The organism is Pelorhabdus rhamnosifermentans, assembly GCF_018835585.1.
Classification (GTDB): Bacteria; Bacillota; Negativicutes; order UMGS1260; family UMGS1260; genus Pelorhabdus; species Pelorhabdus rhamnosifermentans.
On sequence record NZ_JAHGVE010000006.1, the window covers coordinates 190,571 to 213,291 of the forward strand.

General features: G+C 41.5%; 21 protein-coding genes. 3 read left to right on the plus strand and 18 right to left on the minus strand.

The genetic code is table 11. The features are described from left to right. Positions 1-18: 18 nt before the first annotated feature. The 5 genes from Ga0466249_RS09450 to Ga0466249_RS09470 form a co-directional block, all read right to left on the minus strand. Entirely contained in the window at positions 19-1,491 is a 1,473-nt protein-coding gene (locus tag Ga0466249_RS09450; RefSeq protein ID WP_215829194.1) for a CYTH and CHAD domain-containing protein, read from the minus strand. An 88-nt stretch (positions 1,492-1,579) separates the two neighbouring features. After that, positions 1,580-2,269 (minus strand): HAD family hydrolase, encoded by a 690-nt coding sequence (locus tag Ga0466249_RS09455; RefSeq protein WP_215829195.1) that lies wholly within the window; start codon positions 2,267-2,269, stop codon positions 1,580-1,582. 42 nt (positions 2,270-2,311) lie between these two features. Continuing rightward, positions 2,312-4,027, minus strand: coding sequence for an ABC transporter ATP-binding protein/permease (locus tag Ga0466249_RS09460; protein WP_215829196.1), 1,716 nt, complete (start codon positions 4,025-4,027; stop codon positions 2,312-2,314). Between the two features lie 169 nt (positions 4,028-4,196). Next, a complete protein-coding gene (locus Ga0466249_RS09465) occupies positions 4,197-4,892 on the minus strand; it encodes an LrgB family protein (RefSeq protein ID WP_215829197.1) in 696 nt (231 codons plus the stop codon). Then, positions 4,876-5,259: a CidA/LrgA family protein gene (locus Ga0466249_RS09470; RefSeq protein ID WP_215829198.1), complete on the minus strand. Its 384-nt coding sequence runs from the start codon at positions 5,257-5,259 to the stop codon at positions 4,876-4,878. Before Ga0466249_RS09470 ends, Ga0466249_RS09465 begins: the two co-directional genes overlap by 17 nt. A gap of 121 nt (positions 5,260-5,380) precedes the next feature. Between Ga0466249_RS09470 and Ga0466249_RS09475 the strand changes: the two genes are divergently transcribed. Then, positions 5,381-6,322 carry a LysR family transcriptional regulator gene (locus tag Ga0466249_RS09475; RefSeq protein ID WP_215829199.1) on the plus strand — a complete coding sequence of 314 codons (942 nt, stop codon included), beginning with the start codon at positions 5,381-5,383 and terminating at the stop codon, positions 6,320-6,322. Between the two features lie 210 nt (positions 6,323-6,532). Here the strand turns inward: Ga0466249_RS09475 and Ga0466249_RS09480 are convergent, their stop codons facing one another. The 12 genes from Ga0466249_RS09480 to Ga0466249_RS09535 form a co-directional block, all read right to left on the minus strand. After that, positions 6,533-7,072: an ECF transporter S component gene (locus Ga0466249_RS09480; RefSeq protein WP_215829200.1), complete on the minus strand. Its 540-nt coding sequence runs from the start codon at positions 7,070-7,072 to the stop codon at positions 6,533-6,535. 73 nt (positions 7,073-7,145) lie between these two features. Beyond that, positions 7,146-7,991, minus strand: a complete 846-nt coding sequence (locus Ga0466249_RS09485) for a pyridoxamine kinase (protein WP_215829201.1) — start codon at positions 7,989-7,991, stop codon at positions 7,146-7,148. Positions 7,992-8,135: 144 nt separating this feature from the next. Next, positions 8,136-9,284, minus strand: coding sequence for a sensor histidine kinase (locus Ga0466249_RS09490; protein ID WP_312889743.1), 1,149 nt, complete (start codon positions 9,282-9,284; stop codon positions 8,136-8,138). Beyond that, a complete protein-coding gene (locus Ga0466249_RS09495) occupies positions 9,262-9,954 on the minus strand; it encodes a response regulator transcription factor (protein ID WP_215829202.1) in 693 nt (230 codons plus the stop codon). The genes Ga0466249_RS09490 and Ga0466249_RS09495 overlap by 23 nt, the downstream gene beginning before the upstream one ends. A 225-nt stretch (positions 9,955-10,179) precedes the next feature. After that, complete coding sequence (locus Ga0466249_RS09500; protein WP_215829203.1) at positions 10,180-10,485, minus strand: ferredoxin family protein; 306 nt, start codon at positions 10,483-10,485, stop codon at positions 10,180-10,182. Next, on the minus strand, positions 10,482-11,765 hold the full coding sequence (locus Ga0466249_RS09505) for an FAD-dependent oxidoreductase (RefSeq protein ID WP_215829204.1): 1,284 nt from the start codon (positions 11,763-11,765) through the stop codon (positions 10,482-10,484). The genes Ga0466249_RS09500 and Ga0466249_RS09505 overlap by 4 nt, the downstream gene beginning before the upstream one ends. Before the next feature lie 346 nt (positions 11,766-12,111). Beyond that, positions 12,112-12,861, minus strand: a complete 750-nt coding sequence (locus tag Ga0466249_RS09510) for a sulfite exporter TauE/SafE family protein (RefSeq protein ID WP_215829244.1) — start codon at positions 12,859-12,861, stop codon at positions 12,112-12,114. Positions 12,862-13,120: 259 nt separating this feature from the next. Continuing rightward, complete coding sequence (locus tag Ga0466249_RS09515; RefSeq protein ID WP_512699362.1) at positions 13,121-13,318, minus strand: ABC transporter permease; 198 nt, start codon at positions 13,316-13,318, stop codon at positions 13,121-13,123. Between the two features lie 198 nt (positions 13,319-13,516). Next, positions 13,517-16,672 carry an efflux RND transporter permease subunit gene (locus Ga0466249_RS09520; RefSeq protein ID WP_215829205.1) on the minus strand — a complete coding sequence of 1,052 codons (3,156 nt, stop codon included), beginning with the start codon at positions 16,670-16,672 and terminating at the stop codon, positions 13,517-13,519. Positions 16,673-16,684: 12 nt separating this feature from the next. After that, positions 16,685-17,863: an efflux RND transporter periplasmic adaptor subunit gene (locus Ga0466249_RS09525; RefSeq protein ID WP_215829206.1), complete on the minus strand. Its 1,179-nt coding sequence runs from the start codon at positions 17,861-17,863 to the stop codon at positions 16,685-16,687. 29 nt (positions 17,864-17,892) lie between these two features. Continuing rightward, positions 17,893-18,477: a TetR/AcrR family transcriptional regulator gene (locus tag Ga0466249_RS09530; protein WP_215829207.1), complete on the minus strand. Its 585-nt coding sequence runs from the start codon at positions 18,475-18,477 to the stop codon at positions 17,893-17,895. Between the two features lie 237 nt (positions 18,478-18,714). Continuing rightward, positions 18,715-19,161 (minus strand): CBS domain-containing protein, encoded by a 447-nt coding sequence (locus tag Ga0466249_RS09535; RefSeq protein WP_215829208.1) that lies wholly within the window; start codon positions 19,159-19,161, stop codon positions 18,715-18,717. A 175-nt stretch (positions 19,162-19,336) separates the two neighbouring features. On the opposite strand from Ga0466249_RS09535, the gene Ga0466249_RS09540 reads away from it, so the two are divergent. Both Ga0466249_RS09540 and Ga0466249_RS09545 read left to right on the plus strand, forming a co-directional pair. Continuing rightward, positions 19,337-20,464 carry an efflux RND transporter periplasmic adaptor subunit gene (locus Ga0466249_RS09540; protein ID WP_215829209.1) on the plus strand — a complete coding sequence of 376 codons (1,128 nt, stop codon included), beginning with the start codon at positions 19,337-19,339 and terminating at the stop codon, positions 20,462-20,464. 339 nt (positions 20,465-20,803) lie between these two features. After that, positions 20,804-22,132, plus strand: a complete 1,329-nt coding sequence (locus tag Ga0466249_RS09545; protein ID WP_215829210.1) for an acetyl-CoA carboxylase biotin carboxylase subunit — start codon at positions 20,804-20,806, stop codon at positions 22,130-22,132. A 51-nt stretch (positions 22,133-22,183) separates the two neighbouring features. On the opposite strand, the gene Ga0466249_RS09550 is transcribed toward Ga0466249_RS09545, so the two are convergent. Continuing rightward, complete coding sequence (locus tag Ga0466249_RS09550; protein WP_246588594.1) at positions 22,184-22,603, minus strand: thioesterase family protein; 420 nt, start codon at positions 22,601-22,603, stop codon at positions 22,184-22,186. Positions 22,604-22,721 lie beyond the last annotated feature (118 nt).

The window sequence follows — 22,721 nt, forward strand, 5'->3', positions numbered from 1 at the left end:
GTACCCCCATAACAATCATTACTGCCAGGTTTTCTTTAGCAGCGACTGTTTTTGATATTCTTGCAATTTTTTTTGTACGTGAGCAGCGCGTCCAGCCTGCCACCCCATCAAAACGCCTGCTTCAACATGCAAAGCAGTTCCATCTAAGTGACTAATTAATTTTTTAATAAGTATATTCGAACGATAGGCATCATTTAATAAGCCTAACAGTTCTTGAATTTTCTTGAGCCTAGCTTGCACACGCTTGTTATCCCGTTTAGTATGCCAAGCGAGTCCTTCTATAACATAGCGCAGCTTTTTTCCCTTGATGCGCAATTTATGCAAGGACTCTTTATCAGCCAAAGGCGTATTTCGCCAAGCCTTATGAAATTTTTTCAGCCACAAAACAAGCCGGCGCTCTGTAAAGTCAGCTGTGGACACAAGAGATTGATATTGATAATTCCAAGGTGATTCCAATAGTCTTTGCCACAAAGTAAGCAAGACCGGTGTAAACTTACCTTTGCGCAATTTCGTGAGTAAGCGTTTTCTGCCTTTCGTTCTTTCCTGTGCCAAAAGATCAGCAAGTTGTGTCTGACCTGGAAATTGCTGTGAGTAATCTGCCAACACTTCCTCCCATTGAGAAGCTAAAACGTCGAGTTCTCTTACATAAGACAATTCGCGTCCCATTTGACGCAAGCCACTCTGACACTCAAGAAAAACGACTTGGTTAAACAACGGCTTGCCAAAGGATAAAATTGACCGAAGCTGTCGCAATCTCACACGCAATTGATGAAGACTTTCGAAATTATCAGGAGCCCCTAGAAATGACTGCTGAGCTATAAGAACGAGCTGCAAATAAAACAATAAAATGCTCCGCAAACTCTTAGTTGCTTCATCCTTACTTTTAATTCCCCTAATAGGCTGTAAGTTTTTTTCCTCAATGGGACAGGAAAAATTCAATGCCCAAATAGGTCGTCCTTGATTTTCAAGCATCAAGGGATAGAGTTTCGATAATGCTGTTGCCAAATGAAAAACAGCTGCTATATCCCCCTGTCGCAAGGAAAGACTGATTAGAAAAAAAGGTCGTCTCCGTCTTTCGGCAACAAATACGCCGTTTTCCGCGACAAGATCCGCTAAAGTACCCTCAGGCAGGACTAAGTGAAACGCCTTGCGCTCCACATGACAGGTCAAAAAGGACCTCACTAAACGATGCTCTCCAGAAATTCCGGCTAACCTCCGGCCTAAACACGAAAAGCGAAAAGCTTTGATGCGTGGCCTAGCTTGCCCGTTCGTACTGCTTATTCTGTTGCTTTTCTTAAGCGTCCTAAGCCGACAAGCACGATACAATACTCCCTGTTTACTCAAATCACCCTGCGGCGTATCATAATAAACTTCATTGACCTGAACAGGTAGTAAACTCTCCTGAATCAATTGAATCAACAGTGGTTCGACCATCAATTGTTCATATACTTTGCTACTTGATACTCTTAAGAATATTTTTTTCCTATGCATCAGTCGACCTCCTCTTGTTGTCCTTCAAATTCAAGTATTTGTCTATCATCCACCTGCTTACACAAAGATGCTTTTTCTTCCTACTCTTTTACCAGACTTGTGCAATCTTTTTCGTAAAAACATCCACTGCAGGAAGTTGTTCTACTGCCCACCAAGGCGAATAAGAACTTAATTGTTCCACAGAATAATTGCCTGTAGCAATACCAATGGTATAGGCATCAATATCTTTGCCGCAATGAATATCGTTGGGCGTATCGCCAATAACAAAGATACGCAAATCACTCATTTGCTCATAGGCTAATGATAATTTATGAACAGCCAGCTTAGAAATATCCGTACGTTTTAAAGCACACTCGCAAAAAGCGCTCTGATCAAAATCAAAATACTGCATCAAATCAAAATACTTAAGCTTGATTTCTGCCCCGCGGCGGCTATTCCCTGTTAATAGCAATAACTGATAATCCGGTCGCTGCTTTAGTTCATCTAAAACAGTAAAAACAGAAGGCATAACTCGACCTTCTCTTTGTGTCAGATGACTTGGCAAAAGCTGCTCATAGCGATCTGTAAGAGCCGATATTTCTTGTGATAAAGGCTCACGACCTGTTATTTTTTGAATAATTTGAGCCCCAATAGAATAGTCTGTCATACCCGATGTTTTGATGTCATGAAAATCGACTTGCGTTCCCCATTGCTCTGCTACAGCCTGATTAAAAGCAAATAATCCTGCTCGTGAAGTTCTAATTAACGTTCCATCAATATCCCAAAAAAGTATATTCAAATTCATTCTCCTTTTAGCTTGTTTTATTTAATTTTTACTATTCTATTCCATTTGCCAACTGCCTGTAGACTCAAGATGGAGCTTTCTCTTATGATACTGAGCAAGTGTACTGCGATGTCCGACACTAATAATCGTGGAGTCTTTCAGTAATGCCCGCAGTAATTGATAAAGAACCTGTTCTGTAGCTTCATCAAGGGCCGATGTTGCTTCATCAAGAAACAACCAGTCTGGCCGTTGTAAAATCGCCCGGGCAAAAGCAATGCGCTGCTGTTCACCAAGCGATAAAATATGCGACCAATTTTCTGTTTGATGCAGTTTATCGCTAAAGCTATCTAATTTACACTGAACCATGACTTCTTGAATCGCTTCATCAGTTATCATAGCCGCACCATAAGGATAAAGAAGTGCGTCCCGCAGAGTACCCAAAGGCAAATAAGATTTCTGCGGCAAAAACAGCCTGCTCTTCCCTTCAGGAATCACAATGTGACCGGTGCCAAAAGGCCAAATGCCTGCTAAAGTTCTCATTAACGTGCTTTTTCCACAGCCAGAATCACCGGTAATGAGCACAGTATCCCCAGCATGAATCTGAAGTTCTAAATCCGTTACTAAACGTTTTGCTGTTGGCAAATTAACACAGAGATTTTGAACAGTAAGTGTGGAGTCTGGCATAAAATTCACTTTGACTGTTGCGGTCTTTTCAACCTCAGTGATACGTTCCATATGATCAGAAAAGCCAGTCAACCGATTGACTACGGCCTTCCATTCCGCCAATGCTGAGTAGCTGTCAACAAAAAAAGATAAAGCATCTTGCACGCGTCCAAAAGCGGATGCCGTCTGCATGAGTCCGCCTAATTGAATTTGATTGCTAAAATAGCGTGGCGCTGCAACAAGATAAGGAAAAATGATCGCCGCCTGACCATAACCTGAACTAAACCACGTCAGCTTTTTTTGCCGCTTCATCAGGGCCATAAAGTTTTCAAAAACCCCTTTGAAGCGCAGGAGCAGATTCGTCTGCTCCTGCGCTTCACCATGATAAAAAGCAATGCCTTCACTATTTTCGCGCAAACGAACTAAACTAAACCGGAAATCGGCCTCATAACGTTGCTGCATAAAATTAAGACCGACAAGAGGATGACCGATTTTTTGCGTCAACCAGGTCCCGATAACAGCATAAATGATGGCCATCCAGACCATATAGCCGTGAATAGTTATATTTTTTTCACCAAACGGCAGTAATATTTCTCCTGATAAATTCCAAAGAATAAATACAAAAGAAATCAGTGTAACCGTCGCTTTCAGAAGCCCCAGCGAAAGTTGTAACGTCGACGAAACAAATAGTTTTAAATCTTCACTAATTCGCTGATCAGGATTATCGGTGCTATCATTTTTAAGTTCCATAAGATAATAAGTCCGTTTTTTAAGCCAGGTTTTTAGATAATGTTCTGTAATCCAGCGTCGCCATTTTATTTCTAGCATCTGCTGTAAATAAAATTCATAAACTACAACAATAATAAAACAAGTAGCCAAGATGGTAAAGTCGCCGAAAGCACTAAAAAAGCCATCCTTGTCATGATTTTGCAGAGTATTATAAAATTCATTATTCCATTGATTCAGTAATACAAGAAGGTAAACACGACCAAGACTTAAACCAATAATGACAGCAAGTAAGAGTCTTCCGATTTTTTTTTCTTCAGAATACCAATAAGCGCGGGTAAGTTTCCAAACTTCTTTCAAAAAAAGCAAACGTAATCCAGGCATTTTTTCCTCCCCTATGTAACAGTTTCATCTTCACATGAAGTTTTTTATATCGTATTCATTTCAGAATACCACTTTTTTTTACTTATTGCATCCATTTCTTCCAAATAGAAAAACAAGTAAGCCCGCATCATCCCAAAGGATGAGTGACTTACTTGTTTTATCAAAACAGTTACATCGTACTCAGCATATAAAAACAAAAAGGGACCAGTTGCGGCGCTATCAGTGTCGTAACGATTCCCATAAAAGTCATAGCCAAACTCGCCATCGCTCCTTCTAATGGACCGATCTCATAAGCCTTGGCTGTCCCTGTACCATGAGCCCCAACACCAAGCATCAGTCCCTTTGTAACGGGATTCTGAATCATAGGGATTTTAAACAGTAAGGGCGTAATGACAACGCCGACAATTCCTGTAATAATAACAAATACAGCTGTCATCGCGGGATTGCCGCCAAGCATTTCTGAAATACTCATTGCCATGGGCGTTGTAATCGAGCGAGGAGCTAAACTATCGATAACTTGCGGGCTTAATCCCAGTAAACTAGCAAACCCCATGGAAGTAACAACAGCCAGCGCCGCTCCTGAGGTAATGCTGATAAAAATCTCCCAACCATATTTCTTGAGCAATGCCCGATATTTATAAATAGGTACAGCCAAAGCGACCGTTGCCGGCTGAAGCATAAAACTCAGAATTTGCCCACCTTCATTATACGTATTATAAGAAACATGAAAGAGGAGCAACAAAGTAACTAACACAATTGGACAAACTATGAGCGGTGACGAGACAACATTTCCCGTATAACGATAAAACCGCTGTGAAATAAAATAAACACAGAGTGTTAAAAACAAACTATACAATGCTGTCATGTTCCCGCTCCTTCCGATGAACATTTAAAATTCCCTCTGTAAGCAGGCCAACGAACAAAACGACGGCTATTGTACTTAAAACAATGACGGCCCCCAGATGGAAGAATTGATTTATCAGTGCACTTTGAAATTGCATAACACCAATAGCTGAGGGAATAAAAAACAGCAATAATTCAGCAATCAAAAAATCCGCTCCATGTTCAACCCATTTTACGGAGACGACTTTGCATTGCAGAAGGAAAAGCAACAAGATAAGCCCCAAAATATTACCAGGAATATTCAGGCGAAAGTACCTAGAAAGTTCATTGCCAAGCATACTCACACCACATAGTAAAATAATCTGCAACACAATTGTAAACGCTCTCACAACCTCACCTCCGTTATTTGTACTAGTTTACAACTTTTCGCAGGAATACAACAATACTTGTTGTATATAAGTTCTATTCCCTAAAGTTATGCTACAAAACAAAAAAAAGCGAGGTTTATGCATGGATATTCTTCATTTAACCTATTTTACCGAAGTAGCCCGCCAGAAAAGTTTTACAAAAGCCTCACAAACACTTCATGTTTCGCAACCCTCGATAAGTAAAGTGATTAAAACTTTGGAAAACGAGTTAAATGTCCTGCTTTTAGAACGTTCAGGAAAACACGTCGAACTTACGGACGCTGGGTACGCTCTTTTTCAACGGGCACAGCACGTTCTCTTGGCAATGGAAAATCTTACGGCTGAACTGTCCGACATTGTGGGTCTCAAAACAGGACGGCTCATTATCGGTTTGCCCCCGATGATTGGCTCCCGATTTTTTCCAAAAGTCATTGGTGACTTTAAAAAAAGTTATCCAGGTATTGAACTAAAACTTATTGAAGTTGGTTCCAAACAAATCGAATCAAGCATCGAAGCAGGTACACTTGATTTAGGTGTCGTCGCCCAAACTGTGGAAAATGGCGTCTTTGATTCTTTCCCCATTATGAAAGAATCTCTCCAAGTAGTACTTTATCCCGGCCATTCCCTGGCCAGCCAATCCCAATTAAGTCTACATACCTTGCGAAATGAACCTTTTATTTTATTTCGCAATGATTTTTCACTCTACGATGCTATTCTCAGTCAATGTGACCAAGCCGGATTTATGCCAAACATCGTCTGCCAAAGTTCCCAATGGGACTTTATCGCCGAAATGGTCTCTGCGAAGCTGGGTATTGCTCTCTTACCTGAAACAATCTGCCACGAACTGGAGCCGAAGCGTTTTCAATTCGTTCCCCTTGTTGATCCTATTATCCCCTGGAATTTAGCAGTCGTCTGGCAACAAAATAAATATCTATCCTTTGCTGCCCGTGAATGGATCAAATTCACCAAAAACTTTTTTCAAGTTTCTTATGACACAGAGCAAAAACTTAAACAAAAAGAGTTCAATAATCACACTCTGATATGATAAATAAGAAAAACCGCTAATGCATCTTGGTGTACACCCAGCAGGTACAGGAATCGTATTACTATAAGCGGAAGTCAAGTAGAACGGTGAAGCGTTAGTAATACGATTTTTGTACCGTTTCAACTGTTACTTGCTTATAATACACAAAAAAGCGGCTTGAAACCCTATCTGATAGAATTTCAAGCCGCTTTTCATATACAAAGCCAAAATTTACATTTTGATGACATTATGTAACTTGACTGTTAAAAAGAATGCCACAATCATTCCTACGCCCGATGTAATTAAAGAACTGGGCATATTGCCAATAGCCACACTCAGACTGCCAGTCACTTGCCACCAAGCCAAAATATAACCGCCAAGTGTCCAAAGAGCCGCTAAGAGACACCCAAAAATAGCTTTGACCATCCACACCTTATTTGTCACAGGATGCTGACCGACTTTCGTCTCGGGCCATAGACCTTTAACAACGATACCGGCAATAAACCCTGCAATTCCCTTAATAACAAAAGACCAGATGGTATAAGGCGAAAAGCCTATAAGCAAATCAAAAAAAGCCGAACCAATGGCTCCGGACAGCCCCGCATAAACGCCGCCGAATAAAATAGCAATCGTAAACAAACAGGCTGTGCCTAAATGCACCATTCCTCCTGTTACTAAGGGAATCTTCACAGTTGTTGCAATGACGCATAAAGCAGAAAATACACCAATAAAAATAATATCTCTAGTTGTAAAATTGCGTTGTCTCTTCATTATAAATCCTCCTCATATAATGGGTCCTTATTAGACCTCCAATAAAGGCTCAGTGTCGTCGCTAACAGGCAACTCATTCACTAAGACATAATCGGGATAAAATTGTTTCTAATAATATGCCTTCCCTTGGCGGTGTATTGAAAGCTAATGTCACTCGAATAGCCTCTGCCACAAAATCTGCTGCTTGTTCCATGGCGCAAGGCAAGCTAGCACCGCGTAATAATGAACCTAATAACACGCTGGCAAAAACATCGCCTGTGCCTGGATACTTGGCCGGAATATAATCACTAAACACTTGATAAACAGCAGCGTTTTTTTGATCATAACCTAGGGTAAGCAGCTTTTCTTGTGAAATGAATATACCAGTAATCACGACTCTTTCAGGGCCAAGATCGCTTAACCGAGCAAGCCAATCCGTCATTTTTCCCAGATCGCAAACAGCCTCATCATAAGGTTCTCCTAATAAAAAACAGGCTTCCGTGTAATTGGGTGTAATCACATCGGCCTTAGCAACGAGCTGCTTCATTCGCTCTTGCATATGCTTTGTATAGGTTGTATACAATTTTCCACCATCACCCATGACTGGATCAACAAGAACAAATGGATGATTCGCTGAAAATACATTCATTGTTCTTTCGACTATGTCAATTTGCTGCTCTGAAGCAAGAAAACCGCTATAAATACAATCAAATGTCATGCCTTGTTGTTGCCAATGCTGAACAAAACTTTCCATATAATCTGTAAAATCACAACAGGCTGGTCTTCCGAATCCGCCTAAATGAGTACTAAACACTGCCGTTGGCAAAGGACAAACTTGTATCCCCATGGCAGATAAGATCGGCATAATAACTGTTAACGAACAGCGACCTAAACAGGAAATATCTTGAATAGCCGCAACGCGTGGCACAAAGGATTTCATTTTTTTCCTCCTCATAAAAAAACGAAAGCAAGGAAGCATAATAATTCCTTTGCCTTCAGTAAGCTCATCAAAATCCTAATTGGAAAGTTTTTTAAATGATATAACAAATGCTAAGCCTTGTCAATAAGAATCAAGCCTGTAAATTTATGCTTTCGTAATCGATTCATGAGCAGGCAAATAAACAGTAAAACGGCTTCCTTGCCCAAGAATGCTGTCCACTTCAACCTTGCCACCATGAATTTCAACTAATTGTCGAACAATAGCGAGTCCGATACCCGATCCACCACTCCGCCGATCACGCGATGAATCGGCCCGATAAAAGTGATCAAAAATATGCGGTAAATCATCGGACGAAATTCCTTGCCCACTATCTTCGATAGTGATTTTCACGCCGCCTTGATCAGGTAACTGGATGCTGCTTGTTGCAATCTTAATCTGACCACTAACAGGCGTATAACGCAAGGCATTTGTCAGCAAATTATACAACACTTGTGTTATTCTACCCACATCAACGGAAATTTCAAGCTGACCTTCCAGAACGGCTTGGAGAACAATCTGTTTTTCATCAGCAAGGGGTTGAATCATGTAAAGAATCTTACTTATTAACTGATTGATATCACTTGGACATTTTTCAAGCGTAAGTTGCCCTGTCTCTGCCAAAGACAAATCACGTAAATCTTTAATTAATCCATTTAAATGAACTGTTTCATCATAAAGAGAAGAAAGTTGCTCCTTATCCACCGCAATAACGTCCTCAAGCATACCTTCCAAATGCCCCTGAATAATAGCGAGCGGCGTTTTCAATTCGTGGGCGGCATCAGCCAAAAATCGCTGACGAAGTCGGTTATTAACAGAAAGGGCTTCACTCATATGATTGAAGGTTGCAGCTAATTGACCAATTTCGTCTTTTGATTTCACGGCTACCTTCTTGCCCAAATGGCCTTGTTCAATTTCTTTCACGGCCTGACCAAGCTCTCGCAAGGGAATGGTAATGCTACGCGCAAAAGCATAGCTAATACCTAGTCCTCCAATCATAATTCCGAAGCCAACCCATTTTAAAGATTCATGAACAGAAGACAAAAACCACTCTTCATGAGCTCCCATCATGCCACGCGAGACCATCCCCATCATATGCCCATTCATGCCTTGACTCTGGCCTGTTAGATATTCCTGAAAGATATGCGCCATTTGCACATTCGCCAGATAAATAAGCAAAACAACTGTGAAACCAACTAATAGAAACATGAGCCCCGTAATGCGATAAGTAATGCTATTGAATTTCTGCTGTAGCAAAGCGATATCCCACCCCATACACAGTTTGGACATACTGCGGATTTTTCGGAGATTCTTCGATTTTACGACGCAAATTCTTCACATGAGCATCAATGGTCCGTTCATAACCTTCAAAAGCATATCCCTGTACTCGCTCAACGATTTGTAAACGGCTAAATACACGACCGGGATTTTCAAAAAACAGCTCAAGTATCTTGAACTCTGTGGGGGTCAAATCAAGTGTTTCACTTCCCTTTTGTACCTGGTGACGTTCACTAGAAAGGGTCAAATCGCCATATTTCAAGAGTGGCTCTGTTTTCGACAATTTGCCTGTGCGCCGAAGAATTACTCTGGCCCTAGCCACAACTTCACGTGGACTAAATGGTTTTGTCACGTAATCATCAGCACCAATGGCCAAACCATTCAATCGATCAGCCTCTTCGTCGCGCGCTGTAAGCATAATAATAGGGATATCACTTTCGTTACGCAGTTTACGACAAATCTCCCAACCATCCGCTCCAGGCAACATGACGTCAAGCACAAGAATATCAGGTTTCAATTGCTTTACAAGTGAAAGAACTTGACTGCCGTCATGCACTTCATGAGCAACAAACCCATCCTGTTCAAAATAAGTTTTTAACAAAGCCGCCAATTTTACATCATCATCCACAATGAAAACAGAATAAGCCATACACTTGCCTCCCAACTAAAACAAGCAAATTACAACTACACCATACCATTTTTCGCTAACAAAATCCAGAATAGAGGGGAAAGTCCAGCTGGATGAATCAAAAAAATAAAAAAAGACCAGATTATTATCGCTATAGGATAAATCTGATCTATTCACTATCAAATATTATCTTCACATTACGTGTTCGTGCTACTGCTACTAAGCCCATGCTAGTTTATCTTCCCCTCAACCATAGCGGTAGCTAATACCAAATGTACCAACAGGATAGTCCCATTTGACAATGCCTTTATTCCCGTGATTATGGCATACAATGCGGCAGGTTCCACATTCAAGACAACCAAGATGATCAAAAGTTACTTCAGAATTTTCGCCTTTCTGCCGATAAAGCACAGCTGGACAAGCCACAAGACAGGGCTTATCCGTACACTGAGCACAAAGGGCCTTATCAATAACAATATGGGGATTTTTTTCATCCGCGTTAAATTTATTATAACCTAGTAAATCTTCCACACTTTGTTTTTTTACTGTCATAGAGATGTCACTCCTTTCCAGCCGTCAGATAGCAGAGAGCCTAAACTGACGTTATTTTTAACGATGCCAAGCATAGCCTTCGACAATTTTGGGGGAACGCTTCCATCCACAGCAAACAGATAATGCATCATATCATTTGCTAACTTAGGGTATTCCGTAAACATCCGTGGAATTTCCAGTAACTTCGGATAGCTCTGATACACCTTCATAGTGGGGATGAGATCTCGTTCAATATTTTCCATATATCTCGGTCCTACTTCGGCGGACGTACGCGCTTCAAGAATCGCCTTGGCCACTGCTATCCCACTCCAGATAGCCAGATCCATACCGCGTATGGTATTTCCCATATTAATCACAAAGCCTGCGGCATCACCAATGACGACCAACCCGTCACGATATAGTTGTTGGGGAAGACCAACAAAGCCCAGCTCGTTAACAAGATGAGCTGCATATTCGACCGTTTTCCCACCGTCCAGGAGCGGGTAGACAGCAGGATGCATTTTAAATTCTTGCATCAGAGTATGAAGTTTTTTCCGCTGGTTACCCAGTCCTCGGGAATTAACTACCAGTCCTAATGATAGGCTGGATTTGTTTGTATAAAGGAAGCCACCGCCACTAATTCCATTGGAAACACCAACAAAGAGACGGGTCGCACCTTCACCCGCTTGCAGTCCAAAGCGGGAATTAATGACTTCTTCAGGCAGTTCAATCATTTCTTTCACACCCACGCCGACTTCACGACTGGTTAAATCATTGCGGAGTCCGGCCTGTTGGGCCATAAAGCTATTCACACCGTCGGCTGCAATAACTGTGTCAGCGAACATTTCTTCACCAGCCGCATCAACGCCGACGATTTTACCATTTTTCTCCATGATTTTATCCACATGGATTCCTGTGACAATCATCGCACCCGCCTCTTCTGCCTTTCCTGCCAACCAATCATCAAAAACAGAACGTAAAATTGAGTAAGACTGGGGAATTCCTTCTTTAAAGCTATAGTCTGTATAATCCAGCGTCATGCCACCTGTTGCACTGACCATGGTAATCTGTTCTTTCACAATGGCCCGTTCAAGAGGTGCCTCAGCCAGCAATTCCGGACCGAGCAAGCTGAGCAAGGAATAGACATATAATCTTCCACCTGTCATGTTTTTATTCCCGCAAGCTGTACCTCTCTCAATAAGGACAACCTCTTTACCCGCCTTCGCCAATACATAAGCTGCAGCCAGTCCAGCTAGTCCACCGCCAACAATGATGACGTCCAGTTTTTCTTCATCGCTCATAAATAATCAATCTCCTTTGTGGTTTATGCCCGCTTGATTACCTGCTGTAATCAAAAACCAGATAATGTTCTATCAACTTCATCAAAGATGATGGTTCCAACCTTAAACGTTTCAAACGCTTTTACTTGTATCGCAGATCGTATCCCGCCTAAATAGCAACCAATCCAAAAAATACTTTTTAAATTTTTATTGTACAATATTAATTTAACATTAAACTATGAATATCTCGTGAAGAAATTATGCAATTTTTAAGATTGAGGAATTTACTCATGATAAAAAACAGACTGAATTTATCTTACAAGATAAATTCAGTCTGTTTTTTATCATAATTTCAGCTATAGCCCTGCTAAGCTGCAAAAAGCAAGCGCACTCCAAGTGCAAAAAGTGCTAGTGACAACAAAGTCAAAATCAGCTTTGATTTAGCTTTGACAGACAAAAAGGCGCCGAATTGTGCACCCGCTACAGCTCCACCGCCAATAAATAAAGCAGGTCCCATTAAAATATTTCCAAGAAAAAAATGTACAGCCACGCCAAAGAAACTAGATATGGCCAAAACAAAATGCGAGGTGGCTGTGGCAATATGTGTAGGAAAAGCCAACAGGAATATCATTGCAGGCACATGAATAATACCGCCGCCAATTCCTAAAATACTCGATAAAAACCCGACAAAAGCACTAAGAATAACACCCAAAGTTCGATTATAAGTAAAGGTAGCCTTATCAAAATCCTCTTGCTCACCTTTCTTTGACGGGCGAAAATACATCAAAAGTGCCATAATCATCAGAAGAATACCAAAAGTAATACGAAAACCAGAGCCAGTAAAATATTCTGCTAAATAACTACCAATAATAGCCCCTGGCAGAGTAGCCAAACTAAACCGAATGGCTGCATCATAATATACTTTTTTTTGTCTAATATAAGCGATTGACCCCGAAAGGGCATTTAAAAATACGACAGTGAGCGACGTACCAATGGCTTGCTGCGGTGCCCAGTTAAAAATCAATAAAAAAATAGGAATTAAAATAACTCCTCCGCCAATACCGACGAGCGTTCCAAATGTCCCTATTGCAAAACCTAAAACAAGATATGCTAACATCGATACCACAAATAACCCTCCTAAAATCCGTTCAGCGTAATATTTTCCTTTCTCCTAATGCCTGTCGCCTCCAGTTTCCGCATAATTAAACTAGCTAAACCAACCTAAAAACATTTCAGACACTCAGAACATCCTAGTCTTATTGCGATAACAGCTTTCGACAAGAATTCTTAAAGATTTCACAGACATTTCTATTATACATGGTCATTTTAAAAATGGTTATTTTTTTTCAATTTTTATTTGCAAACCGCCTGTTATGCTAAATATCCTTCAGCTGAGCTAATCTGGTAAAAAAGCTACGATAAGCCCAATAACTGGCGAAAAGAACCGTAGCAGATACATTACCTGCCAACATAAAAGCGACCATTATCTGATATTTAATCGCTGCGTCAGGTAAGGTACTGTACAGATTTTTATAAAGTAATCCCAGCGCAACCATGGAATTACCCACAAGCATACCACTAATGGGAATGACTTCACTTGAACCATAAAAATCATCATGAGTGCCGTAAACGATCCAGAATAAGCAAGAAGCAGTGTTGTCGTCGTCATGGTACCAACAACATTACAAGCAAGCGATGTACAACAACTAACTGTTCATATATAAATAGCCGGACGAAAACAAAATCGTTTTCGTCCGGTTATCTTTGTTTTTTTACAGTGAAGAAGGTTCGGAAGGACTTACATCTTTCTTCGGTTTATGCAGTTTTTCCGTAATCCAGTGTTCTACGAAAACAAAAAGCATTGGAATAAGAAATATACCAAGGGTCGTAGCCATAAGCATACCGCCGACAACCGCTGTACCCATAGAATTTCTTGCCCCAGCACCAGCACCTGTTGCAATTGCCAGAGGAATACATCCGATAATAAACGCCAACGATGTCATAATAATCGGTCTGAGACGAAGCTTCGCCGCCTCAATAGCAGCTGAAACCGGATTCATTCCCTTATCGACACGCACCTTGGCAAATTCAACAATAAGAATGGCATTTTTTGCAGCCAATCCAATGAGCATGATTAACCCAATCTGCATATAAATGTTATTTTCTAAATGACGAACATACTGGAATAAGAAGGCTCCAAATATTCCTGTCGGTACGGAAAGAAGAATCGCCAGCGGAACACTCCAACTCTCGTAAAGCGCTGCCAAACACAAAAATACGAAAAACAGCGAAAAACCAAAAATAATTGGAGCCCGGCCGCCGGAAATTTTTTCCTCACGACTTTGATCTTCCCATTCATAACTAAAATTAGCCGGCAGCGTTTGAGCGGCGACTTCTTCTAATGCCGTCATCGTCTGCCCGGAACTATAGCCTGATGCCGGATTGCCACCAAGCTTAACGGCCCGATATCCATTATACCGCTGAATAACAGAAGGACCTGTTGTTTTTTCGGATTTAACCAAAGTATTTAATGGCACCATCGTTCCTGATGACGTCCGAACAAAGAAGTAACGAATATCTTCAGCATTATTTCTAAATTGCGGTTGAGCTTGAATAGTCACTTTATAGGTTCGGCCAAATTTATTAAAATCATTGACTTCCATCCCACCAAGGAAAACCTGCAAAGCATTATAAACGTCATCAACAGCAATCCCTAATGTTTTAGCCTTTTCACGATCAACGACATATTTATAGCTAGGAGTATTGATGCTATAGTTCGAATAAATCATTCCTATCTCCGGCCGCTGATGCGCCGCCGCAATAAAGGCTTTAGATATTTGATCAATCTCTTCGTCCGTATGTCCGCCGCGATCTTCCAGCATCAGAGTAAAACCACCTGTTGATCCAATGCCAGGCAATGCGGGTGGATCAAATGCCATTGTCGTCGCTTCTGGAACATGACTGCCCTCTATCATGGTATTTAAGATTTGATGATCCACTTTTAAATTGGCTGTTTGGCGTTCAGCCCACGGCTTCAGTCGAGTAAAAACTATCGCCGCATTGGACTTACCTGCACCGGCCAAAATATCATAGCCGTCAACAAGCATCGTATCCTCAACACCTGGCTGCGAACGAATAAGGCTAGCAATTTTAGTACCCGCGTCATGAGTACGGTTCAAACTTGCCGCCTCAGGCAAATTAATCTGCGAAATGTAGTAACCTTGATCTTCACTCGGAACGTAAGATGAAGGAATTACACGATAAAGCCCGAGAATGCAGACAAACAGGATTCCTACGAATACAAGACCCAGTATCGACCTTTTCAACAGTCGAGTGACGCCGTTACCGTAACTCTCGACAAGCCGTTCAAACCAGTCATTAAAGTTATCAAAAAACTTCGCTAATTGTCCTGAATGAGCATCTGGATTATAAGGCTTCAGAATTAAAGCGCACAGAGCTGGTGTTAAAGATATTGCTACCAGTGCTGATAAAGCCATGGACACAGTAATCGTCAAAGCAAATTGTTTATAAAGCACACCCGTTGTTCCGCCATAAAAAGCCACCGGAATAAACACCGCAGCCAAAACAAAGGCGATTGCAATAACCGGTCCGGAAACTTCCTCCATCGCTCGAATCGTAGCGTCACGGGGACTCAGTCCTGTAAAACGAATATGATGTTCCACCGCTTCAATGACAACAATGGCATCGTCCACTACGAGTCCAATTGCAAGCACCATGGCAAACAAAGTTAAGGTATTAATAGTAAAGCCTAACACCACGAAGGCACCAAAAGTACCAATTAACGAAATAGGCACAGCCAGCATGGGTATAAGCGTTGCTCGCCAGTTTTGCAAAAACAGAAAGACTACCATCAATACTAGCAACATGGCTTCAACAAAAGTAATGGCTACTTCCTTCATCGATTCGCGAACAAATTCAGTAGTATCAACAACCACTTTATACTGCAAATCATTAGGAAATTTTTTAGCAGCCTCGGCAATAACCCGTTTGCATTCGGTAACAGTATCCAAAATGTTCGCACCCGTTGTCAGCCGAATCGCAAAAGCTGCAGCTGGTTTCCCATTCTGTTCTGAATCAAAGGAATAACTCCTGCCACCTAAATTGACATCTGCTACATCACCCAGACGAACTAATGTACCGTCTGTTTTGGACCGAAGAATGATTTTCTTGAATTCTTCCGGATCAGACAGACGTCCCTGCACCCGCGCGGTATATTGAAATTGTTGGTCATCTGGTGAAGGCTGCTGACCAATGGTTCCTGCCGGAGCCTGTACATTCTGATCGTTAATGGCATTAGAAACATCCGTTGCAGTCAAGCCAAGCTGTGCCATTTTATCCGGTTTGAGCCAAATACGCATACCAAAGTCAGTGCCGAATTCGGTAATATCGCCGACGCCTTTGATACGCTTGAGATCTTCAATCATGTACAGGCTAGCATAATTCTTCAAAAAAACCTTGTCATAAGAACTATTCGGTGAATAAAGTGAGAAGACCATCGCCATATCCGGTGATACTTTAGTTGTAGTAACTCCGTACTGCGTAACAGACAATGGCAAGGACGCATTAGCCTGAGCCACCCTATTTTGTGTTCCTACGGCATCAATGTCCCCATTGGTCCCTAAATCAAATTTAACATTGAGTGAATAGGAACCATTATCAGTACTGGTAGACAACATGGATATCATGTTTTCGACACCATTAACCTTGAGTTCAATTAATTGGGCTATCGTTTGTTCTACTACCTGAGCATTGGCCCCCACATACGTCGCACTGACTGTCGCCTGAGGCGGCGTAATTTGCGGATACTGAGCCACAGGCAAGCTAAACGCTGAAACAAGACCTGCGACAGAGATAATAATCGCTAATACGATAGCGAATATAGGACGTTCAATAAAAAACTTCGACAAATGAGACGCCCCCTACTGTTGAGCCGGAGCCTGTAATTCTTCCGGTCCAATCATTGTTATACTTAAAGAAGTTCCCGGCTGCGCTTTTTGGGTTCCGTCTACAACGACACGATCTCCGGCCGTCAGTCCCTCTTGAACTACCCAGTAACCATTGACCTTTTGTCCTAAGGTAACAGGACGAGACTCTGCCTTATCCCCTTCACCGACAACTGTTACAAAGGATTTACCTAACAATTGCTGCACAGCACGCTCAGGTACAAGCAAAGCCCCGGGAATTGTTTCACCTTGTGCAACAATACGGGCAAACATGCCTGGAACAAGCATATGCTGCGGATTATCAAATGTTGCCTTAATCGTCAAGGTCCCTGTATCCTGTGCCATTCCTCTGTCCACTTGCGTTACTCTGCCACGCAAGGGATATTGCGTCCCATTACTAAGCACTAAGGTAAGCTCACCAAACCATTCACTTGGTGAACCGCCATTGCCACGCTGGGCAAATTTCAAATATTCATTTTCACTCATACTAAATTGTACAAAAACAGGATCAATAGATGATAACGTCGCCATCGTCGTTGCTCCGGCTGTTACAAAACTGCCAATACTTAAATCATTCGTATCAATTCGGCCATCAATGGGTGCCACGATGACTGAATCCTGTAAATCAGCCTCAGCCTGCTGTACTTTGGCTTGATTGGCTTCTACAGCTGCCTCATTTTGCGTGGCTGCTGAGGCGGACTGATCCGCTGTTTGCTGCGAGATGGCGTTTTGCGCGGCTAATTGCTGATAACGCTGCGCATCTAATTGGGAGTTACTTAACGCGGCTTGAGACTGAGCCAGTTGAGCACGCGCCGTAAGCAAAGCTGCATTTGTTTGACGATTGTCAATTTCAAATAAACTCTGACCTTGTTGCACGAAATCTCCGCCATTCACCATTTTGGCAACAATGTTACCAGAAACCTTGGCTTGAACTTTCACTTCGTTTTTAGCCACGACTTGACCGACAAAATCATATGTAATAGGCGTATCCTGTTGAATCACCTGCATGGCCTTCACTTCTACTGTCTTAGGACCCATCTGAGGCTTCTGACCACAGCCACTAACTAAAAGTACAACTAATAACAAACAAACTAAATACCATTTTCGATTGAAATTAAAGTAAGCTATTTTCTCCACCTCCAAAATTTCTTCCATTCATGCACACTAAACGTGCTCTTTCCCTCCTAATTATTGATTTCTATGTTATTTGATTCGTGAGGAATCAAACCATAAATTAAGATATCAATCATATAATCGCGGGCTTTATCAACAGAAACATTATTCTCAGCTAAAAACTGATAATCCACAATTTCATTCATTGTACCTCTAATCATCTTCTCAAATACCGGTAAGTAAACCCAACGAATTTCTCGCGTCTTGACACCTAATTCCAGAAAATCCGTAACAATTAAATATTGTTTTTCAAAAATTTCATCAAGCTTTTTGATAGACCGCGTACAAAAAAATCGTTTAATTTCAATACATTTTTTGTCATCGAGAGGAGAAAACAACGTTGACTGTGTAGTAAGGACTTTCTTGAGTTTTTCCTGATAAGTTAATTGCTCATCAGCAATCACAGCCAATCTTTTTTTGTTCGCATCTTCTAATATAGCCTCAATAATTGAATAAACTAAGGCTTCCTTAGATTCAAAATGTTCATAAAGCGAACGCTTACTTACACCAACTCGGCGGGCTAAAGCACTCATCGTAAATTTCATTCCTTTTTCGCGAATCTCTTCCACTGCACCCATCATAATTCGTTCTCTCATGCTCTCACCTCCACCTGTGATCCGCTATAAATAAAACCAGTGATACCAAAACGGTGCTTCTGGTACCAATGACTTTATTGTACGATGTAAAATATTTCATGTCAACTTAATTTATTATTAAATAAATTAATCTCGAAAGCAAAACATAAATAGGTCTTATTTAAGATAAAAACAATAAAAAAACTACTCGCCGGACAAAACGACAAGTAGTCTAACATTTGTTCAATCAACAGGATATCACCCAAGCAATGCTCTTATAATATCGGCACGACTAACGATCCCCAATATCTTATGGTCTTTCACCACAGGTACTCGTTTAATGCCATGTGCAATCATCAGCTTCACGACTTCATCCATATCAGCATTTTCTCCAACCGTAATCACTTTGGCTGTCATCATTTCGCAGGCCTTTCCAGCCATAAGTTTCTTGAAATCTTCATCGTAACGCTGTACGCCATTATAATAAATAATGGCTCCCAAAATATTTACAAAGTGAGGAATTCTGGGATTTGTCTCCTTATGTAAAAGATCTCCCTCCGTGACAATCCCCACAAGATTCTCTTCATTGTCTACAACAGGTACACCTGAAATTTTTTGATCAAGAAGTATCTGGGCGATTTCTCGAATGGTCGCGTGTTCATTCACAGTAACGACTTCTTTTTTCATAATGTCTTGAGCTTTCATAACCATCACTCCTCACTTATCGTATAACTTCTCCATTATTGTTAATAATTCGCTTTCAAGCAGGTTGAATTCCTTTATTTTTATGTTAACTTAATGAACTTATTGTCTTGACGGAAAAAGAAAAAAGTGGGAACATAATATTAAATGAATTTATCCTTTTGGGAGAGGATGTAACATGAAAAATTATTGGCTAAAACATCGAAAAATTATCCTTATCGTATTAGCAATCGGCCTCGCACTTACATGCATTTTAGTTGCCCGTTTGCTTCGCCCGCCATCTAATCATTTTGCAGGCATTCATACACGTCCGCCTGTAACTGTCACTGTGGAACCTGTGGCGCTAACAGACAAAGTAATTCAGGTTAACCTTACCGGTACTGTTGAAGGCCGCAAGGCATCCGCCGCTGTTACTACGGCAATGTCAGGACGTATCGGCGAAGTTTATGTAACAGAAGGCCAGGCAGTCAAAACGGGTCAGCCCCTTGTCAGCATCAAGCATCTTATATCAAGTAGTAGCGTCGGCAAAGCGGCTTTTCCAACAGATAGCAATGACCCCGCAGCACAATCCCGGTATGATAGCCTGCTTCAAGAATACAATCGTTACCAAAAGCTATATGATCAAGGCGCCATTCCACGCCGCAAATTAGAAGAGTCAGCTGCGCGCCTACAAGCAGCACAGGATGCGCTCGCAGGTACGCCGCCACCTGTCACAACAGATATAACACAGCCTAATACAACGACAGATGCTATTCCTCTTCTTGCATCTGCCGATGGTGTCGTATCTGCCTTAGCTGCATCTCCTGGAATGGATGTACAAACAGGCCAGCAACTGATGCTGCTGGAAAGCGGCAATGAAGTCCGTGCTGGCGTACAACTGCAACAAAAAGATCTCTATCTTGTTCATTCAGGAACACCTGTCGAAGTGACCGTTGAAAACACCACTGATCCAATCCTTACAGGTCAAGTAGAAAGCATTTATCCCGGCGGCAATCAGTTATTTCGCACACAAATCAAAATTGACAACACAAGCGGAATGTTAAAAGCCGGCATGAAAATTACAGCTCACATCAATACAGGTACATCAGCCTTTGTGCCTACGGTTCCTGCTACAGCCGTTTTTGAGGATCAAGGACTCCATTATGTGTACCTTGCAGTCGATGGCAAGGCCGTTCGTCAACAAGTCGATATTGGAACAGCCATTGGTGACTTACTTGAACTCACTACCTCTTTGCCTGATCAGGCATTAGTTATCACAAGCAATATGGACAGCCTGCATGATGGCGATGCCATCATCACACAATAATATGACGCAAAAATATAAATAAGTAAGGAGCTCTGTAATATTTACTTTTTTATAAAAACAGCGCAGATTCGACATAAAGAATCTGCGCTGTTTACTACAAAGATTTGACTTTTACAATCAAATCTTTGTAGTTTTTTTTATGACTTTCGATACCAAATAGAAAACAATGCTATCCTTTCAAAAAATCCCTAATCACTCTGGTTACCATAAGTTGTAATTGTGGTTGTCATCTTTTTTTACTTGAATTAAAAAAGAGGGTTGCAAATTTATACTTTTGTTATATAATTGTATTTAACATCAGGTATTAATACCTGATATTAAAATTTGGAGGTTTAAACGATGTTCAATCGACTGCTTATTGCCAATCGCGGTGAAATAGCCGTCAGAATTATTAGCGCCTGCCAGGAGCTTGGCATTCAAACCGTTGCCATCTATTCCGACGCCGATATCGATTCACTGCACGTTCAATTGGCAGACTACTCGTGCCGCGTTGGCTCTGCGGATGCTTCGGACAGTTATTTGAACAGCGATGCACTCATTCACGCAGCTAAAACTGTCCAGGCTGATGCTATTCACCCTGGTTATGGTTTTCTTTCGGAAAATGCTGAATTTGCCGAGGCCGTCACAAAGGCCGGACTCAACTTTATCGGTCCTACTGCCGAGGTTATCCGGCAAGTTGGCAACAAGGATGGCGCACGCAGCGCCATGAAGGCTATTGGGATTCCCCTTATTGAGGGAACGCCGCCCCTGACGAATAAAGAAAAAGCTTGCGAGTTAGCCGCCGAAATTGGTTATCCTGTCATTTTAAAACCCTTATCAGGGGGTGGTGGCCAGGGAATGCTCATATTCAACAATCAAGCGGAGTTTGTAAAAAGCTACAAGCGTATTGAAGACTTGGCATCCATTGAAAATTTCTATCTAGAACGGTATGTAACAGGAGCCCGCCATATTGAAGTACAGATATTAGCTGACCATTATGGCCAAATCATTCATTTAGGGGAAAGAGAGTGTTCCTTGCAGCGTCGCAATCAAAAATTGCTTGAAGAATGTCCTTCAAGCGCCTTGACACCCTGGCTGCGCGCCAAAGTAGGCGAATTAGCTGTTCGTGCCATGAAAGCCTTGCACTATACCAGTGTGGGAACAGTCGAATTTCTCATGGATCACGGCGGTAATTTTTATTTTATGGAAATCAACCCTCGTATCCAAGTGGAGCATGGCATCACTGAACTAGTCACAGGTATTGATATAGTTAAAAATCAGATCAAAATTGCTGCAGGAAAACCCCTAAATCTCATACAAGAAAACATTTTATTTCAAGGTCATGCCATAGAATGCCGCATAAATGCTGAAGATCCAAATAATAACTTTTTCCCTTCCGCCGGTAAAATTTCTCGTTACCACCAACCAGGAGGTCCCGCCGTTCGCGTCGATAGCGGCATCATGGCCGAATCGATTGTTCAGCCCTACTATGATTCTCTTATTGCCAAAGTCATGGTTCATGGCCGTTCACGCGGAGACGCGATTCATATTATGGAACGTGCCCTCTCGGAATACCTCATTGAAGGGATTCACACAACCATTCCTTTTCACAAGGAAATACTGAAAAATCCCCTGTTTTGCTCAGGAGATGTTGATACACAATTCGTAGAAAATAAAATGGCCTTATAAAAAAAGGAAGGGCATGCCTAATGAATGGCAGCCCCTTCCTTTTTCTTACGCCTATGCTTGGTGTAACAAACGTTTATTCGCGCGTTCAAACAACTCTTGCTTGTTCACAACGGCACGTTCATGTTTTCCATAACCAATAACACCACAATCATCGCAAGCTGTAATATCAAAAAACAGTCTGTCACCTACGATCTCTTTTAACGAAGCTTTGATACGCAAATTCATGCCTAAAGAAGTAGGTGCATCATGAGTAAACTCCATGGTACGCCCAACTGTTACAAGCCCTGCAGGTAAACGCTCATCAACGGCTTTTACAGCCGCATCAATCATCAGTCCCACATATGCAGGCGATGCAATCAACTGTCCTAATTGTCTACTACCGTAATAAGCAGCTGTATCTGATTCATCTAACATTCTATCGATAATAAAACTCATCCCCGGATTTAACACAGTCCTAACGTCAAACATCATTTTTTTCTTCCTCCTTGCTTGAATTAAAACTTACGACCTAATTATATCACTTATTATTAGTACCTGGCAATAAAATTATGCTGGAATTTCTTACTTTATCTACTAAATCTATAAAAAA

Coding starts and splice junctions, on each gene's coding strand:
- Ga0466249_RS09475 (WP_215829199.1), top strand. CDS start 5,381: ATGGATATTCTTCATTTAACCTATTTTACCGAAGTAGCCCGCCAGAAA.
- Ga0466249_RS09465 (WP_215829197.1), bottom strand. CDS start 4,892: ATGACAGCATTGTATAGTTTGTTTTTAACACTCTGTGTTTATTTTATT.
- Ga0466249_RS09525 (WP_215829206.1), bottom strand. CDS start 17,863: ATGGAAGAAATTTTGGAGGTGGAGAAAATAGCTTACTTTAATTTCAAT.
- Ga0466249_RS09540 (WP_215829209.1), top strand. CDS start 19,337: ATGAAAAATTATTGGCTAAAACATCGAAAAATTATCCTTATCGTATTA.
- Ga0466249_RS09500 (WP_215829203.1), bottom strand. CDS start 10,485: ATGACAGTAAAAAAACAAAGTGTGGAAGATTTACTAGGTTATAATAAA.
- Ga0466249_RS09510 (WP_215829244.1), bottom strand. CDS start 12,861: ATGTTAGCATATCTTGTTTTAGGTTTTGCAATAGGGACATTTGGAACG.
- Ga0466249_RS09545 (WP_215829210.1), top strand. CDS start 20,804: ATGTTCAATCGACTGCTTATTGCCAATCGCGGTGAAATAGCCGTCAGA.
- Ga0466249_RS09485 (WP_215829201.1), bottom strand. CDS start 7,991: ATGAAATCCTTTGTGCCACGCGTTGCGGCTATTCAAGATATTTCCTGT.
- Ga0466249_RS09515 (WP_512699362.1), bottom strand. CDS start 13,318: ATGCTTGTGGGTAATTCCATGGTTGCGCTGGGATTACTTTATAAAAAT.
- Ga0466249_RS09480 (WP_215829200.1), bottom strand. CDS start 7,072: ATGAAGAGACAACGCAATTTTACAACTAGAGATATTATTTTTATTGGT.
- Ga0466249_RS09530 (WP_215829207.1), bottom strand. CDS start 18,477: ATGAGAGAACGAATTATGATGGGTGCAGTGGAAGAGATTCGCGAAAAA.
- Ga0466249_RS09460 (WP_215829196.1), bottom strand. CDS start 4,027: ATGCCTGGATTACGTTTGCTTTTTTTGAAAGAAGTTTGGAAACTTACC.
- Ga0466249_RS09450 (WP_215829194.1), bottom strand. CDS start 1,491: ATGCATAGGAAAAAAATATTCTTAAGAGTATCAAGTAGCAAAGTATAT.
- Ga0466249_RS09535 (WP_215829208.1), bottom strand. CDS start 19,161: ATGAAAGCTCAAGACATTATGAAAAAAGAAGTCGTTACTGTGAATGAA.
- Ga0466249_RS09495 (WP_215829202.1), bottom strand. CDS start 9,954: ATGGCTTATTCTGTTTTCATTGTGGATGATGATGTAAAATTGGCGGCT.
- Ga0466249_RS09505 (WP_215829204.1), bottom strand. CDS start 11,765: ATGAGCGATGAAGAAAAACTGGACGTCATCATTGTTGGCGGTGGACTA.
- Ga0466249_RS09550 (WP_246588594.1), bottom strand. CDS start 22,603: ATGATGTTTGACGTTAGGACTGTGTTAAATCCGGGGATGAGTTTTATT.